We start from the raw sequence: 16329 nt of genomic DNA, 5'->3' as shown, positions 1-16329 counted from the left end.
ACCTTCAAAATTCTTGCTGAGCGATATCGCAATCGAGGCAAAAGACTAGCATTAAGATTCAATCTAATTGCTGGAATTTATAACTTGGAGCTGAGTGAAAAATGACTTATGAAAGAAATCTAATAATATGAAGTTTCATGGTATTTTCCGTCTTGTTTTAAAGTCTTGCATTAAATTAATATGAAAACGGTCCGTTGCATATACAGAAAATGTATCGAGTCGATTGATAGTTATAAAAATAGTGATAAAAAAAAGCTCCCGAAGGAGCTTTCATTTGCTGAAACTTAGATCAGTTTCACGCCTTGTTGACCGGCAGGGGTCACTTTGAAAATTTCAACTTCAAAGGTGATATTTTTACCGGCTAGAGGGTGGTTGAAATCCACTTCGGTAATGTCTTCACCTACAGTTTTGATCACCCCATACAGACTTTGTTTGGCTTTATCTTCAAACTCAATCATATGGCCTTCAACAGGACGTTGCTCAAATTTGACAGTATCAAATTTTTGTACGTTTTCCGGGTTCCATGGACCAAAAGCATCTTCAGGAGGAAGGCTCACAGTACGGCGGTCACCTGCACGTAAACCGAATAAAGCTTTCTCAAAACCCGGTAATAAGCTGCCATCACCCATGACAAGGCTGACAGGTTCAGCACGGCTACGGGTATTGTCAATTTCTACGCCATTTTCAATAGCAACAGAAAAGTGAAGGTCTACTTTAGAACCTTCTTCAATACGAGTTTCCTCGTTAGGATTGATAAAATCAGTCATTTTGCGCTTCCGCACGTTGAATTCGGTGTTTTTCTAAGAAAAACGTATCGATAAGAAGCAGAATCGTGCCTAATGTAATGGCACTGTCTGCAATATTAAATGCAGGAAAGTGGCTGTTGTTGTAATACACGTGAATGAAATCCACCACATAACCTAAAGATACGCGGTCAATTAAGTTGCCGATTGCGCCGCCTAAAATCAGGGCAATGGCAATTGGAAGGACTTTCACGTTTTTTGGCATACGCATGAGCCAAAATACAAAAATGACAGACACAAGTCCTGCGAGTGAAGTAAAGAAATAACGTTGCCATCCACCGGCATCGGACAAGAAACTAAAGGCAGCGCCATAGTTATGTAGTAATGTCCAATTTAAAAAGGGCATGACAGGTACAGGATCTGCGTAGTTCAGATGTGTACTTGCAATCCATTTGGTCCATTGATCCAAAATAATGGCAACAATGGATAAGCCCACCCACACTAAATTGTGTGGGTAGAATTGAAAGAAGCCCTTTTTTTCTTGTGGATTAGGCATATTTTCTCTCTTCGCCTTGACCTGTAGGAAGGTTAATAATACAACGAGAACAAAGACCTGGATGTTCGTGATGTGTATTCACATCTGGCAGTACATGCCAGCAGCGTGCACATTTTTCACCATCAGCAGCAGAGACTTTGACATTTAAACCGTCAAGGTCAGAGGCTTCACCTTGCGCTGCATCAAACTCATTGACAATCACTTGAGAAGTGATGAGGACAAAACGCAGTTCTTCACCGAATTTGTCTAAAACAGCTTTCAGCTCAGCATTGGCCCAAAGTTCAACTTTGGCAGACAAGTTTGAACCCACAGTTTTTGCAGTACGTGCAGCTTCAATAAACTTGTTCACTGCAGATTTAACTGTGATTAAGGTTTGCCATTCAGCTTCAGTCACTAAATTTGCTGTAGAGGCTACAGGAATGTCATACCACTCCGCAGTAAATACATATTTCTCAGATTGCTCTGGAATCAGTGGCCAAGCTTCTTGTGCGGTAAAGCTCAAGATAGGAGACATCCAACGGACAAAGGCTTGAACCAAGTGATACAACGCCGTTTGTGCAGAATGACGCGCCGCAGAGTCGGCTTTGGTGGTGTACTGACGGTCTTTGATGATGTCGAGGTAGAAACCACCCAAGTCATTAATACAGAAGTTGGTCAATGCGCTAGTCACGATATGGAAGTTCATATCTTCATAAGCTTGTTGAATAGTTTTTTGTACTTCCGCCGCACGTTGCAAGATGTATTGATCCAGTGCGATCAATTGATCGACAGGCAAAGCATCAGTCGATGGTTTGAAGCCATTCAAGTTCGCCAACAAGAAACGCAATGTGTTACGGATACGGCGGTAACCATCTGATGCACGGCTGAAGATTTCTTTACCTGCAGTCATTTCATAACGGTAGTCTGCAGACGCAATCCAGAAACGTAGGCCATCTGCACCCATGTCTTTAATGATGTCTTGCGGCGTGATCACGTTACCGATCGACTTCGACATTTTGCGGCCTTTTTCGTCCACAACGAAGCCGTGAGTCAATAAGCCTTTGTACGGTGCGCGGTTATTAATCGCCATAGACGTTAACAATGAAGACTGGAACCAACCACGGTGTTGGTCAGAACCTTCAAGGTACAAGTCAGCTGGGTCTTGCAATTCTTCACGTTCACGGAGTACTGCAAAGTGTGTTGTTCCAGAGTCAAACCAAACGTCTAGAGTGTCACGAACTGCATTGTACTGCTCTGCATCTGCACCGATAAACTCAGATGCATCACGGTTATACCAACCATCAATACCTACTTGTTCAATCAGCTTCGCCACTTCTTCGATCAGCTCAGGCGTACGTGGGTGAAGTTCGTTAGTATCTTTATGCACAAAGAACGGAATTGGCACGCCCCATGTACGTTGACGTGAGATACACCAGTCTGGACGACCTTCAATCATCGATTGGATACGGTTTTTACCCCAATCCGGTACGAAGCTGATGTCATTTTCAATCGCGTTTAATGCACCTTGGCGTAAACCTTTTGCATCCATGCTGATGAACCATTGCGGTGTTGCACGGAAGATAATCGGTGTTTTATGGCGCCAGCAATGTGGATAGCTATGTTTGATCACCACATGTGCCCAAAGTTTACCTGCTTCGATTAAAGCAGCAATGATTTTTGGATTGGCTTTGTAGATGTGTTCGCCTGCAAAAATTGGTGCAGTCGGTAAATACACACCGTTGCCGCCAACTGGATTGTCGACTTTCAGGTTGTACTGTAAGCCAACTTTATAGTCGTCCACACCATGGCCTGGCGCGGTATGTACAGCACCTGTACCACTGCCGTCTGTGACATGCTCACCTAAAATCACTGGTACTTGGCGTTCAGCAATTAACGGATGTTGTAGTACTAGATTTTCAAGTTTTGCACCAGCAAATTCAGCAATCACTTCTACTGCGTTAAAACCATAACGCTGAGTTGCAGATTCAACCAATGATTTTGCAAGGATGAAGTTTTGCGCTGCTTTGTCTTCGCCAGTTGCTTTCACCAATTGGTATTCAAGTTCAGCGTGTAGAGCAACCGCTTGGTTGGCAGGCATGGTCCAAGGCGTAGTTGTCCAGATCACGATATCTGTAGAATCGCTAACTGTAACACCTAGGCGTGCAGATAAATCAGCTAAATCAACAACGCTAAAACCAACGTCAATCGCATCTGATTTTTTGTCTTCGTATTCCACTTCAGCTTCAGCTAAGGCAGAACCACAGTCCAAACACCAGTTCACAGGTTTAAGACCCGGCTCAATATGGCCTGCTTTGGCAATCTCACCGAGCGAACGAACGATGTCGGCTTCTTGTTTGAAGTTCATGGTGAGGTAAGGGTTGTCCCAATCACCAAACACACCCATACGCACGAAGTCTTTCTTTTGTAATTCGACTTGGGTGTAAGCATATTCACGGCAGGCTTTACGGAAAGTTGAGGCATCTACTTTCACGCCGACTTTACCGACTTTTTCTTCAACTTTCAGTTCGATTGGAAGACCGTGACAGTCCCAACCTGGTACATACGGTGCGTCAAAACCGTCCATTACACGGCTTTTGATGATGATGTCTTTCAGGACTTTATTCACCGCATGGCCTAAGTGAATTTGGCCATTTGCGTATGGAGGGCCGTCATGAAGCACATATTTTTTCTTGCCAATACGCGATGCACGAATCTGCTGATAAATGTTGTCGGCATACCACTCTTCTAACCATTTCGCTTCACGTACTGCGAGATTTGCTTTCATCGCAAATTCAGTACCTGGGAGGTTTAGCGTGGCTTTATAATCCACTGCATTTTCAGGAGTTTGCTTATCGCTCATGCAAGTTGTCTTCCAAATTTATCAGCCCGTTGACTGACGCGTTTTACAATAAATAATCGGGGTTTAAAAGGGGAAATGAGGGTGCTGACCTCGAAACTCAAGGAGCTTTTCGACGTCGTCATCAATTCCGGCTTTCAGTGCTTCAAGCGAAGGGTAGTCCTTTTCGCCATGTAAAAAGTTCAAGAACGTCACCCGCATTAACAGGCCATACAGATTAGCAGAAACATCAGGAAAATGTACTTCTAATCGCCATTCAGGATGTTCCTGTTTAATTGCGGGACGCGTACCAACATGCCCTGCACCAAACAGGGCAGAGGGTGCATAACCTGCAACCCCTAATTTGTCAGCATTTTCGTTTTTTACTTTATCTGTTAAAGATTCGGTTTCACAAATGACATCGACTGCATAAATGCCATTTAAACAAGGTTTATGACGGTTTAAACGCACATTAATGGTAGGAAAATTAATGGTGCGACCGATTTGATCGCCATACTGCACACGACCGGTGATGCTATAAGGACGACCTAAAAGTTTTGCGGCATGGGCAAGGTCGCCTGCTTGTAATGTCTGACGAACCAGTGTCGAACTGACACGTTCGCCATCAACTTCGACATTTTGCAGGGCTGTGACTTGGAAGCCGTATTGGCGTAAAAATTCGCTATTGCCTTGGCGGTTTTTGCCAAAGTGATGATCTTCGCCCAAAACTAAACTTTGTGTATTGAGTTTATTTTTTAAAATATCGGCAAATTCTTCGGCGCTGAGATTACGAAAGGCATTGTCAAATTTCGCCACCACAATATAGTCGACGCCCAGTCCAGTTAAATATTCGACTTTTTCACGTAGTGAACTGATTCGAGGCGGTGCATCATAAGCTTTAAAGAATTCAAGCGGTTGTGGCTCAAAAATCATCACAGCTGTTTTTAAATTTTGTTGCTGTGCTATGTCTTTGAGCTGGCTGACCATCGCTTGATGACCCAAATGTACGCCATCAAAATTGCCAATGGTCACGGCAGTTTTGGGGAGTTCTAAGTGGGGCGCTAAAGCATTCAGACGGAGCAGCTTCATGGGCGAATCAATTGTTGAAAATGTTTGAGGGCTATATATTGCCATAATCTTCTGCGTTCGTCTTGTTGTTGTGTTTTTACTCAAGTTTTTTTATGCAGAGATGAATTCACTATCAATAAAATAAATTATAAAAATAAATATTAATCAATTTTTCTTATTTAATGGTGTGCTTAAACTATAGACATTCCATTTTGATGAGCATCATGCGATGAAAATGCCATTTTATCAACTCCAGCATAAACAAGACTTGATTCGTCATTTCACCCCAAACTGGTTTACGGTGGTGATGGGCACAGGTGTGGTGGCCCTCATTTTACCATCTATAGCGGTGGCGCCGCAGTGGATGTGGTCCTTCGGAGCAGCGCTGTGGCAGATCAGCATCGTGTTGTTCATATTGTTTAGTGGGATGTATCTCAGCCGATGGATATTGTACCCACAAGCAGATTTTCCAGCATCCAGTGATGAGTTTATTTCTTGGGGCGATCCCCATGGCACTGGCAACCCTGATCAATGGCGCATTGAAATTTGGCACCACGCTATACACAGAGTTTTTGGGCATGAGCATCATCACATGGGCTGAATATTTATGGTATGTCGATGTGTTGATGTCAATAGCGATTGCATGGTGTGTTCCATTTCTGATGTTTAGTCGTCAGCAACATGCGCTGCAAGGCATGACCGCAGTATGGTTATTGCCGATAGTGGCTTGCGAGGTGGCTGCCAGTTCAGGCGGTTTATTGTTGGCGCATTTACCTGCACAGGCTCATGCTGTCCATATTTTGCTGGGGAGTTATCTGCTTTGGGGGATCTCAGTATTTCCAGCATTTGCCATCTTAAGCATCTTGTTGCTGCGTCTAGCTTTACATCAATTGCCAAGTAAGGAAATGGCGATCAGCAGTTGGTTGGCCTTAGGACCGATTGGGACAGGGGCTTTAGCGCTGTTACTTTTGGGAGAGCAAGCCCCGCGTATTTTGACAGTAGTAAATTTGGTTGATTTAGGACAGGTGTTGCTTCAAGGCGGCGTGTTCGCAGCCCTTGTTCTACTTGGATTTGGTGTATGGTGGTTCGGAATCGCTATACTCATCACGCTAAAACATTTGCGAGATTTACCCTTTAATCTCGGGTGGTGGGCGATGACGTTTCCATTCGGCGTTTTTAGTTTGGCGGTCATCCATTTGGCGGAACAGACGCAATTACACGCTATTCAACAGTTCGGTACTTTTTTTGCAGTATTGCTCTGTACGCTTTGGTTATTGGTGATGCTGAAAACCATACAAGGGTTTTATCGCGGTAGCTTATTTTTTTCTCCGTGTTTAAAAGCGTATTGTGATGCTCAGAGCGCATCTTAAATGATGTCGGGTGAATGTAAATCCGTTGAAGAAAACTATAGCGCGTTGGTTTTGATGGATTTCAGCAAACAAATATAGAGCTTCTGCAAGCGTGTGATGCAGTTACGTTATTTTGCTATCCAAGCAAAACATTCATGTATAAAATTTGCGCGTATTTTCGAGAGATCAATTGGCTTCGAGATATAAACTTGCTTGAAGTATAGGAACTAGAGCAAGGCATATGGATTAAAACAAAAAAGATAAAAATAAGGATCGAATTATGTGTAATCAAACCCGTTTTTGGGATGATGCCAAAGGATTATTAGAAGAGTGGTACGTCGCTTGTACCTCTAAAGAACTCAAAAAAGATCAACCTTTTTCAGCCACCCTGTATGGTAAAAAAATTGTTCTGTTCCGACAAAAAGATGGAACAGCCGCTGCATTGCTCGATCAATGTGTGCATCGTGGTGTGCCTTTGTCTCAGGGTAAAATGACTGATGGCTGCGTGAGATGTCCATATCATGGCTGGTCGTATCAGGGCGATGGCCATGTGGCGCATATTCCCAGTGTCAATGGGCAGTTTTTTCCAGAAAAACCGCATCCATTTAAACAGCGTAGTTTTGATGTGTGTGAGCAAGATGGGGTGGTATGGATTTATCTCGGTGAAAAGCCCAAACAGGAACGCCCAGAAATATTTAAATTACCGTTTTATGATCAAGCCGGCTGGGTCAGCTACTACATGGTCGGCAGTTATGATGGCGAGATGGGCGCTGTTGCACAAAATATTATGGATGTGACTCATACCATATTTGTGCATGAAGGCTGGTTTCGTTCAGAGTCCGGAAAAGCCGTGGATGCCACCATAGATGTGGGGCCGCGCAAAGTAGTCGTTGACTATCATGACCATGATGCAGATGTCGGCATGATGCCATGGCTGACCAATCCGCATGGTGCTGAACAGGTCCACCGCGACAGTTTTATCGCGCCGAATATTACCTTGGTGGAATACCATTGGGGAGAGCCATCGGGCATGGTGTTTAATAGTCTGATTAGCCCTGTGGGGCCGTATGAGTCACGGGTTTATACCTGTGTCAGTTATAAATTTCCGATTCCAAAATTGTTGTCTAAGGCATTGATGCCGGCTGTGAATGCCTATACTTGGGTGGTCAACAAACAAGACATTAAAATTTTGTCAGCGCGAAGAGCGGGCATCGAGCATATGCCAATGACCCATTCACATAGTGTGAGAGGGGATATGGCACATATTGCCTTAGAGAAGATTTTAGATGCCTTACGTCACGACCAACAATTGGCAACATCTTTTATTGGCAAACGTCCGATGCAATTTCAAATTTGATAGCATTCAAATCTGCGTGAGGAATTTATTTTCTGAGCAATGTGATTTTTGAAGATGATTTTTTCTGCGCACGTGCAAATGTATGCTATATGAAGGCATCAATTTGAGGAGACCGCTATGCGTCAGCAAATCGCTTTAATTATGGCACTGCCGAGTGAATCTAAAGGCTTGTTTGAAGCCGCAGGCATTGAAGTGCATTACAGTGGTATTGGTAAAGTCAATGCCGCATTTAAAGCCTTTGATGTGATTCAAAAAACCGGATGTCGTACTTTACTGAATTTGGGCACAGCGGGAAGTTCACATTTTGATGCACATGCTTTGGTTGAAGTGGCTCAATTTGTACAACGGGATATGGATGTATCACCTTTGGGTTTTGATGTCGGGGTGACGCCGATGGATACCGATCATCCTGCTGAAATTCAGCCAGAGAGCATGTTTAGCCATTTGCCTAAAGGAATTTGTGGTACAGGCGACAGCTTTGAAACTGGGCTGCCGAAAGTACCGTGTAATCTTGTCGATATGGAAGGCTACGCAATCGCTAAAGTATGTAAAAAACTGGGTGTTCGCTTTGTGTCGGTAAAATATATTACCGATGGTGCGAATGACACAGCACATCTGGATTGGGAAGAAAATTTATTATTCGGCGCAAAGAAATTATTGGAATTATATCAAACAGTAAAATAAGGCATTCAGCTAATTTCGGTCGGCGACCATAGAATGCTATGGTCGTATGCCAATTCGACCCAATTCAATTTACTTTTCTGGGCGTGGAATTACACCGTAAAGCATCATATGGACGGTATGTTGAATAATCCGTTGTTGCATACTGCGATTACGTAAGGTTTTTCCAGTGACCATTTCCATTTGGGTTGCAAAGTCAGCATAGTTTTGCGTGATTGCCCAAATGTTCAGAATTAAAAGTTCTGGATCAATATCTTTTGAAATTTTGCCTTGTTCTTGCCAGTTGCTAATGACTTTGGCTTTGCGTTTCACTAATTTTTTTAGTGGGCCTTTTAAAATTTCAAGAATGTGTGGTGCGCCCTGAATGACTTCAAGTGCGAACAAACGTGAGGCTTTCGGTTGGGTACGAGATACTTCAATTTTCTGCAATAGATAATTGGTGATCGCTTCTTCAGGCTCAAGGTCTGCTTCCAACATTTGTAGCGGAGCAAGCCACTTTTGTAGAACCGTTGTCAGAACTTCAACATAAAGCGCTTCTTTATTTTCATAGTAATAGAAAATATTCGATTTATGCATTTCTGCAATCTGTGCGATCTCATCCAAGCTGGCGCCATTGAAGCCATACAGGGAAAAGACATCCAGTGCTGCATTAAGCAACTGGTGGCGTTTCTGGGTACTCTTTTTTTGTTCCATTAGCTCTTTTAAGAAAATGAAAAGGGAATATTGAATTGTACGGCAAATCAACAGATTTGTGCACAATCATCGTTTTTAATTTTATGAATTTTGGCAGTTTATTCTATTCAACGGTCAAATAAATACGACGAATGCCATAATATTTCAAATAATCATTTTAGGGTGAAATTTAAATAAATCATTATTTTTAGTCATGGATTTATATGATTTGTCGTAATTTTTGTGATGTATTTGTCAACAGGCGATAAATCTCCCCTCAATGCAAAACATGGTTTTGTTGCGATATTGCTCTTGAACAGGACAGGAAGTCACACGGTTTAAGTGATGATTTCCTGCACAAGTACAGCTTAAGTGGCCAAGACAGCTTGTAAGACTTGTTGTTCAAGTTCAGTAAATTCAATGCCTTTTTTTCGTGGACGGGCCAAATCGACACGAAATTCTTTGGCAATATGGCCTTTATCGAGCAAGATAATTCGGTCTGCTAACTGCACGGCTTCACTTACATCATGTGTGACCAAAATTGCGGTAAAACCCTGTTCAGTCCAAAGTTTTTCAATCAAATTCTGCATATCTAAACGTGTTAAGGCATCGAGCGCACCCAGTGGTTCATCTAGCAGCAAAATGCGTGGTTTATGTGACAAAGCACGTGCCAGTGCAGTACGTTGACGTTGCCCCCCTGACAGCTGTGTTGGCCAAAGCCCCGCTTTGTCTTTTAAACCGACTTTTTCGAGGAGTGCTGTAGCATTGGCGTGTTGGTCTTTGCTTAAACCAAGTTGTACATTTTTCTCAATGCTACGCCAAGGCAGGAGGCGAGGGTCTTGGAACATCACACGAATATCATCACTGGTGATGCCTTCACGAATATGACGTGCAGACTTAAATTTAATTTCGCCATAACTCGGTTTTTCTAAGTCGGCGATGAGGCGAAGCAGGGTACTTTTACCACAGCCACTACGACCGACAATTGCTAAGAATTCACCGGGTTGAATATGCAGGTCAAGGTCTTCAAGGACTTTAACATCGCCATAAAATTTGTGTAGTTGTTCAATCAGGATCTCTGCGCCCAACACCGCATGGGGATTGATATCCTCGACAGAAGAACGCTGAGGTTGGGTTGAGTCGTCTGCATGACGGCTTATGCTTAAATCGGTCATCACATGCTCCTTATTTTTGGTAACCCGAGTGCCAACGGAGTAAATATTTTTCTAAGGCAACAGCCAGTACATCGGCTAATTTACCGAGTAGGGCATACAATAAAATCCCGACCAAGACGATATCGGTTTGTAGAAATTCGCGTGCATTCATGGTCATATAACCGATGCCGGCTTGTGCAGAAATGGTTTCTGCCACAATCAACAAAACCCAAACGAGCCCGAGTGAAAAACGCAGACCAACCAAAATAGACGGCATCGCCCCCGGTAGAATAATTTCTTTATACAGTTGCCAGCCACTCAAACCGTAGCTTTTGCCCATTTCAATCAGTTGAGGGTCTACAGAACTAATACCATGATAGGTATTGATATAAATGGGAAAGAATACGCCAATAGCGACTAAAAACAGCTTGGCCGATTCATCGATCCCAAACCATAAAATCACCAAGGGAATCAGGGCAAGAGCAGGAATGTTGCGGATCATTTGCAGCGTGGTATCGAGTAACGTCGATGCTGTTTTGGATGAACCATTCAGCAGACCTAAAAAAAGACCTAAACCACCGCCGACTAGAAGTCCAACCAAAGCACGACCTGCACTGATTTGAACATGCTTCCACAGTTCACCACTGATCAGTAAGTTCCAAAAGGCCACCACCACCGCACTTGGCGCAGGCAAAATACGACTTTCTAACAGCCCTGTAACAGAGGCAATTTGCCACACAATAATTAATGCAATAGGAAACAACCAAGGCAGCAAACGCTGCCCGAGTTGTGTTCCACGTGAAACCTTCGGTGCTTTGAAGGTTTCAACAGAAACAGTTTTGGACATTAGGCCGGCTCCTGAATCTTTTCAGCTTTTTTATTTTCATCTGGTGTGTAATTGTTCGCGACAATCTCACCAAATGGGCCGGTTAAGTTAGGTTGAACCAATTTCTGACGTGTTTCCAATGGCAGTAGTGGGAACACCAATTCTGCAAAACGGATAGACTCTTCAAGGTGTGGGTAACCAGAGAAAATGAAGGTGCTAATTCCTAGATCGGCATATTCTTGGATACGTGCGGCTACCGTTTCAGGATCACCAACGAGTGCCGTACCTGCACCACCACGAACCAGGCCAACACCCGCCCATAAGTTTGGCGATACTTCTAATTTGCTACGGTCGCCGTTGTGCAGTTCAGCCATACGGCGTTGACCAACAGAGTCCATGGTTTTGAACTTGGCTTGCGCAGCTGCAATGGTGTCATCGTCGACATATTGGATCAGCTCTTCAGCTGCTTTCCATGCCTCTTCATTGGTTTCGCGCACAATGACATGTAAACGAATGCCATAATTCAGTTCACGTCCTTTGGCTTTGGCTTTTTCACGCACCACTGCAATTTTTTCTTTTACCGCAGCAGGTGGCTCACCCCAAGTCAAATAGGTGTCAACTTGATCCGTTGCCAGTTCAACAGCTGCCTCTGAAGAACCGCCAAACCATAGTGGTGGATACGGTTTTTGTACCGGTGGATAAAGTAATTTTGCGTCGTCCACACTCAGGCGTTCGCCATGGAAGGTATAGCTTTCACCAGTATGTGAACGGGTTAAAATTTCACGCCAAATCGTGGTGTATTCCGCGGCAGTTTGGTAACGCGTCGCATGATCTTCATAGACACCATCACCCTTGAGTTCTTGCTCATCACCGCCTGTGACTAAGTTTAGTAAGATACGACCGCCAGATAAACGGTCAAATGTTGCTGCCATACGTGCAGTCAGTGCAGGCGTTGTCACCCCCGGACGTAGAGCGACTAGAAATTTTAGATTTTTAGTGGCATCAATCAAGCTTGCAGCTGTAAGCCATGGATCTTCACATGAACGACCTGTCGGAATCAGAACGCCTTCATAGCCAAGATTATCCACCGCTACTGCAATTTGCTTCATGTAGGCATGATCGACTTGGCGTGCACCTTTACTTGTTCCTAAGTAGCGACTGTCACCGTGGGTAGGGATAAACCAGAAAATTTTCATGTTCAGTTCCTTGTATTTTTGATGGCTCGGGTATCAATGTGATGAAGGTATCCAAACTTGCTTTTGGACTTGAATGTTGTTTGGAATCAGTTGGACTTGTTTAAATAAGTCCGCAATATTTTGCTGTGCTTGTATGACCTCGGGTGTCAGCGAGCGCACAGGAGATGGTTTGGATCGGCGTGAAAAGGCTTGCGCAGCAATATTCTTTTGCAGCCCAGTGCTGTTTTGATAAATCTCTAAAGCCACATTTTGGTTCTTCACAATCCACTGATCGGAAGCGTCTAGGGCCTTTAAAAATTTAGCTGGGGCATCAGGGTGTGCTTGAACGACTTTTGGATTTGCCACATAAAATGAATAGGTCTTTGGAAAATCACCAGATTGAATCAGCACTTTAGCTTGAGCATCCAACTCCGCTGCAGATAAAAACGGGTCCCAAATGGCCCATGCATCAATTGATTTTTTATCAAATGCGGCTCGTGCATCTGCTGGTGGAATCCAAATTGGTTGGATGTCGCTCCACGTCAAACCGGCTTTTTCTAAAGTCTTGGCTAATAACTCATGCGCACTCGAGCCTTTTTGTACAGCAACGCGTTTACCACGTAATTCTTGAATGGTTTTGATTGAGCTGTCCGCTGGAATCACGACAGCAAGCGACTGTTCAGGCACCACTTCATAGCCAATATAATTCAGGTCTTTATTGGCAGCTTGGGCAAAAATAGGCGGGGTGTTGCCGACATAGCCATAATCCACCGCACCGACCGCAAGGGCTTCTAACATTTGTGGGCCAGCAGGGAATTCCTTCCATTCAATCTGAGCGCCGGGAAATTGTTGTTCAAAGAGCTTTTGTTCACGGGCAACCAGTAAATTTAAGGCTGATTTTTGGAAACCGATAACCAAGGTTTTTACGGCTGTTTCAGCTGGTTTTTCACCATCCTGCTGTGCTGTTTCTTGTTTTTGGCAGGCACTGAGTCCAAGGGCCAAAGTGGCTAAAGTCAGTATGGAAAATGTTCTTAGAATACGCATGGCATCGCCCTTATGCTGTAGTCGACTTATTTGATAATGGCCGACTCAATATTTAATTTATTTGGAATTAATTTTTCGTTATAAAACGCATCAGCGACTTGCTGCTGCTCTTGCGCCACTTGTGCAGTAATCGGCGTCACTTGATTGCCTAAGCGAGAAATTGATGTTTTAAGTACATCTAGACCTAAGCCGGTTTTGCCTTCGAGTAACTTGGCCGCTTCATCTTGATTTTTTGAGACCCATTGCGTGGTCAAATTCAACTCATTCACCACAGCTTGCAGGACTTTTGGATTTTCCTGAGCAAATTTGCGATCGGCCAAATAGAACTGGTAGTTCTTCACCAAGTTTTCGCCATTGGCAATGGTGCGAGCATTAAGTTGATGCTCAGCGGCAGAAAGGAACGGGTCCCAAATTACCCATGCATCGACTGCACCTTTTTCAAAGGCAGCTCGTGCATCGGCAGGCGGTAAATACACGACATTGATGTCGCTAAATTTAAGCTGATTGGCTTCCAACAACTTGAGCAACAGGTAATGCACGTTTGAGCCTTTGTTTAAGGCCACACGTTTACCTTTTAAGTCCTGAATACTGTGAATAGCCGAATCTTTTTGCACAATTAAAGCTTCAGCTTTTGGAACAGCAGGTTGGTTGGCAATGTAAACCAAATCGGTTTGAGCGGCTTGAGCAAAGATAGGCGGTGCTTCACCGACTTCACCAAATGACACGCTGCCTACATTGAGACCTTCAAGCAGCTGTGGGCCAGCAGGAAATTCCACCCATTTGATATTTACACCTTGGCTTTTTAAGGCTGTTTCTAAAGTTCCGCGTTCTTTTAAAATTGGCAATAAGCCATATTTTTGGAAACCAATATTTAAGGTGACATTTTCTTCAGCCTCTTTTTTGCCACAGCCCGACATCATCATGGCACCCACAACCGCTGTAGACAGTACAAGTGTTTTTGTCCAAAGTTTTGCTTTGTGAGTACGCATGTGTTGCTCCTATAAAGGTCTAAATGTGCAGAACTGTTGATTTATAAACACATAAGCTAAAGAGTTTTCTTTTTCGAAAAAAATAAGAAAACTTAAATTTAAAATCAGGAAAAAAGATAAATAAAAATCAGCAAAAGTTATGAAAAAATATGATTTTATAAAAACATATAATGTTTCAATGTATTGTTTTAAGTTGTTGAAATTATTTTATTTATTTGGGTTATTTGAATGGCAGATATGGTTATTCTGTGGCTTGCAAAGTGATTTGAGGGTGTAGCCAATGGATTCGGCATAACCTTATGCAAAATAATGCTATTCAGCACATAAAAAAAGCCACTTTAAAGTGACTTTTTACAAACCAATGAGTTTCTTTGGTAGTTGTATAAGGCCTGACGGGCATTCGGTAAGTCATCGACACTGACTTGTTCAAAACCTTGTTCAAGGAACCAATGCGCTGTTCGTGTGGTCAAAATAAACAATTGTTCAATACCTAAATCTCGCGCTTTTTCTTCTAAATAATGCAAAATTTGGCTACCGCGATTCGATTTTCGATACCCCGGATGCACAGCCACACATGCGATTTCAGCAGAGCGTTTTTCATCCCCTGTGATAGGAATCGGGTACAACGCAGCACAGGCCAAAATCGTACCGTCACGTTCAATCACTGCAAATTGTCCAATTTCATTTTCCAAACGCTCGCGTGAGCGATAAACCAAGATACCTTCTTGTTCGAGAGGGCGTAAGAGATTGATTAAGCCACCAACATCTTGAATATCGGCAGTACGCACTTCTTCATAATGCGCATCGGTGATCATGGTGCCAGAACCGTCACGTGTGAACAATTCTTCGATCAATGCGCCATCATAGGCATATGAAATAAGATGAACACGGTGTACGCCTTGTAACGAGGCATCTTTAGCAACGCTTAAATGCAGGGCAATATCGGGATTAGAATCTTGATATTGCAAAATATGCTGATCAAGTTGATGAGGTGTAATTTCGCGTTGTAGCTGCCCATGTTCATTGTGCAAACCGTGTTGTTTGCCCAAGAAAATCAACTTATCTGCTTTTAAACTGATCGCGGTTTTGGTCGCAACTTCTTCAGCCAATAAATTAAACACTTCACCTGTAGTGGAATAACCTGTCGGCCCAAGCACCACAATGTTTTGGCTCTCTAAATGACGTTGAATTGCATCGATATCGACGGAACGAACTTCACCAGACAGTTGAAAATCGATACCGTCACGAATGCCATACGGTTTTGCCGTGACTAAATTACCGGAGACCACATCAATACGCGCGCCGTACATCGGTGAGTTGGCTAAACCCATAGATAGGAGGGCTTCAATTTGCAGACGAATGGAGCCAACAGCATTCATCACAGCAGGTAAAGATTCGCGAGTGGTGATGCGACGATGATGATGAAATGGTGTCTGGATGCCGCTGTTTTGTAAATTATGATTGATTTGCGGACGGGCACCATGCACCAAAATTAGACGAATACCAAGCGAGTGTAATAAGGCAATATCGTGAATAATATGTTGAAAATTTTCATGTTGCAGCGCTTCACCATCAAACATGATGACAAAGGTTTTGTTGCGATGCGCATTAATATAGGGTGCAGAATGACGGAACCAATGCACATACTGTAAGGTTGTGCTAGAAGATGGTTCAGTGATATTCGTTTGCATGCCTATGCCTGTTTATTCGCTTTGGTATGGATGATTCTAAACAAAAACATATGACAGCGGAAAGCAAATTTGACATCCTCACCCCCCTTAAAAGAGGGTGATTCCTACAGCTAGACGCTTATGCCCAAGCGCAAGAATGTTTAGAGCTGAGTTTATATCTCGATCATGAGCTGTACCACAGCTCATGCACTCCCATTCTCTTATTCCAA

Annotated in this window: 14 protein-coding genes and 2 pseudogenes; 4 read left to right on the top strand and 12 right to left on the bottom strand. The window is 43.4% G+C overall.

Annotation, left to right across the window (positions count from 1 at the left end):
* Positions 1-105 (top strand): annotated as a pseudogene (locus FTU06_RS15980) (IS5/IS1182 family transposase); the annotation flags it as partial.
* Between the two features lie 179 nt (positions 106-284).
* Here FTU06_RS15980 and FTU06_RS15975 read toward each other — a convergent pair.
* The 4 genes from FTU06_RS15975 to ribF all read right to left on the bottom strand — a co-directional run bounded on the left by FTU06_RS15975 (position 285) and on the right by ribF (position 5203).
* Positions 285-767 carry a peptidylprolyl isomerase gene (locus FTU06_RS15975; RefSeq protein ID WP_078190656.1) on the bottom strand — a complete coding sequence of 161 codons (483 nt, stop codon included), beginning with the start codon at positions 765-767 and terminating at the stop codon, positions 285-287.
* Entirely contained in the window at positions 760-1299 is a 540-nt protein-coding gene (gene lspA / locus FTU06_RS15970) for a signal peptidase II (protein ID WP_078190655.1), read from the bottom strand. The genes FTU06_RS15975 and lspA overlap by 8 nt, the downstream gene beginning before the upstream one ends.
* Positions 1292-4138, bottom strand: coding sequence for an isoleucine--tRNA ligase (gene ileS / locus FTU06_RS15965; protein WP_180147550.1), 2847 nt, complete (start codon positions 4136-4138; stop codon positions 1292-1294). The genes lspA and ileS overlap by 8 nt, the downstream gene beginning before the upstream one ends.
* Before the next feature lie 63 nt (positions 4139-4201).
* Positions 4202-5203, bottom strand: a complete 1002-nt coding sequence (ribF, locus tag FTU06_RS15960; RefSeq protein WP_180110312.1) for a riboflavin biosynthesis protein RibF — start codon at positions 5201-5203, stop codon at positions 4202-4204.
* 208 nt (positions 5204-5411) lie between these two features.
* Here ribF and FTU06_RS15955 point away from each other — a divergent pair.
* From FTU06_RS15955 to FTU06_RS15945, 3 genes and pseudogenes are all read left to right on the top strand, one after another.
* Positions 5412-6552: pseudogene (locus FTU06_RS15955) on the top strand (TDT family transporter).
* 259 nt (positions 6553-6811) lie between these two features.
* Complete coding sequence (locus FTU06_RS15950) at positions 6812-7888, top strand: aromatic ring-hydroxylating dioxygenase subunit alpha (RefSeq protein WP_180147548.1); 1077 nt, start codon at positions 6812-6814, stop codon at positions 7886-7888.
* Between the two features lie 117 nt (positions 7889-8005).
* Positions 8006-8572 carry a 5'-nucleosidase gene (locus FTU06_RS15945; RefSeq protein ID WP_180110314.1) on the top strand — a complete coding sequence of 189 codons (567 nt, stop codon included), beginning with the start codon at positions 8006-8008 and terminating at the stop codon, positions 8570-8572.
* A gap of 69 nt (positions 8573-8641) precedes the next feature.
* Here FTU06_RS15945 and FTU06_RS15940 read toward each other — a convergent pair whose 3' ends face one another.
* The 8 genes from FTU06_RS15940 to FTU06_RS15905 all read right to left on the bottom strand — a co-directional run.
* A complete protein-coding gene (locus FTU06_RS15940) occupies positions 8642-9262 on the bottom strand; it encodes a TetR/AcrR family transcriptional regulator (RefSeq protein WP_078190649.1) in 621 nt (206 codons plus the stop codon).
* A gap of 347 nt (positions 9263-9609) precedes the next feature.
* On the bottom strand, positions 9610-10416 hold the full coding sequence (locus FTU06_RS15935; RefSeq protein ID WP_078190648.1) for an ABC transporter ATP-binding protein: 807 nt from the start codon (positions 10414-10416) through the stop codon (positions 9610-9612).
* 10 nt (positions 10417-10426) lie between these two features.
* Positions 10427-11242, bottom strand: coding sequence for an aliphatic sulfonate ABC transporter permease SsuC (gene ssuC / locus FTU06_RS15930; RefSeq protein ID WP_180147546.1), 816 nt, complete (start codon positions 11240-11242; stop codon positions 10427-10429).
* Positions 11242-12417, bottom strand: a complete 1176-nt coding sequence (gene ssuD / locus FTU06_RS15925; protein WP_180124594.1) for an FMNH2-dependent alkanesulfonate monooxygenase — start codon at positions 12415-12417, stop codon at positions 11242-11244. The genes ssuC and ssuD overlap by 1 nt, the downstream gene beginning before the upstream one ends.
* A gap of 33 nt (positions 12418-12450) precedes the next feature.
* Positions 12451-13440 (bottom strand): aliphatic sulfonate ABC transporter substrate-binding protein, encoded by a 990-nt coding sequence (locus FTU06_RS15920; RefSeq protein ID WP_180088654.1) that lies wholly within the window; start codon positions 13438-13440, stop codon positions 12451-12453.
* A gap of 26 nt (positions 13441-13466) precedes the next feature.
* Positions 13467-14429 (bottom strand): sulfonate ABC transporter substrate-binding protein, encoded by a 963-nt coding sequence (locus FTU06_RS15915; protein WP_180024668.1) that lies wholly within the window; start codon positions 14427-14429, stop codon positions 13467-13469.
* A gap of 338 nt (positions 14430-14767) precedes the next feature.
* Positions 14768-16120, bottom strand: a complete 1353-nt coding sequence (gene argA, locus FTU06_RS15910) for an amino-acid N-acetyltransferase (RefSeq protein ID WP_180147544.1) — start codon at positions 16118-16120, stop codon at positions 14768-14770.
* 87 nt (positions 16121-16207) lie between these two features.
* The coding region (locus FTU06_RS15905) for a zinc ribbon domain-containing protein (RefSeq protein WP_180005585.1) at positions 16208-16329 on the bottom strand (122 nt) is incomplete at its 5' end.

Origin of the sequence: Acinetobacter sp. YH12052 (assembly GCF_013419835.1) — a bacterium.
GTDB classification, from domain to species: domain Bacteria; phylum Pseudomonadota; class Gammaproteobacteria; order Pseudomonadales; family Moraxellaceae; genus Acinetobacter; species Acinetobacter amyesii.
The sequence above is the reverse complement of the archived record's forward strand: the minus strand, read 5'-3'. Positions and strand labels throughout refer to the sequence as shown.

Coding starts and splice junctions, on each gene's coding strand:
- FTU06_RS15975 (WP_078190656.1), bottom strand. CDS start 767: ATGACTGATTTTATCAATCCTAACGAGGAAACTCGTATTGAAGAAGGT.
- lspA (WP_078190655.1), bottom strand. CDS start 1,299: ATGCCTAATCCACAAGAAAAAAAGGGCTTCTTTCAATTCTACCCACAC.
- ileS (WP_180147550.1), bottom strand. CDS start 4,138: ATGAGCGATAAGCAAACTCCTGAAAATGCAGTGGATTATAAAGCCACG.
- ribF (WP_180110312.1), bottom strand. CDS start 5,203: ATGAAGCTGCTCCGTCTGAATGCTTTAGCGCCCCACTTAGAACTCCCC.
- FTU06_RS15950 (WP_180147548.1), top strand. CDS start 6,812: ATGTGTAATCAAACCCGTTTTTGGGATGATGCCAAAGGATTATTAGAA.
- FTU06_RS15945 (WP_180110314.1), top strand. CDS start 8,006: ATGCGTCAGCAAATCGCTTTAATTATGGCACTGCCGAGTGAATCTAAA.
- FTU06_RS15940 (WP_078190649.1), bottom strand. CDS start 9,262: ATGGAACAAAAAAAGAGTACCCAGAAACGCCACCAGTTGCTTAATGCA.
- FTU06_RS15935 (WP_078190648.1), bottom strand. CDS start 10,416: ATGACCGATTTAAGCATAAGCCGTCATGCAGACGACTCAACCCAACCT.
- ssuC (WP_180147546.1), bottom strand. CDS start 11,242: ATGTCCAAAACTGTTTCTGTTGAAACCTTCAAAGCACCGAAGGTTTCA.
- ssuD (WP_180124594.1), bottom strand. CDS start 12,417: ATGAAAATTTTCTGGTTTATCCCTACCCACGGTGACAGTCGCTACTTA.
- FTU06_RS15920 (WP_180088654.1), bottom strand. CDS start 13,440: ATGCGTATTCTAAGAACATTTTCCATACTGACTTTAGCCACTTTGGCC.
- FTU06_RS15915 (WP_180024668.1), bottom strand. CDS start 14,429: ATGCGTACTCACAAAGCAAAACTTTGGACAAAAACACTTGTACTGTCT.
- argA (WP_180147544.1), bottom strand. CDS start 16,120: ATGCAAACGAATATCACTGAACCATCTTCTAGCACAACCTTACAGTAT.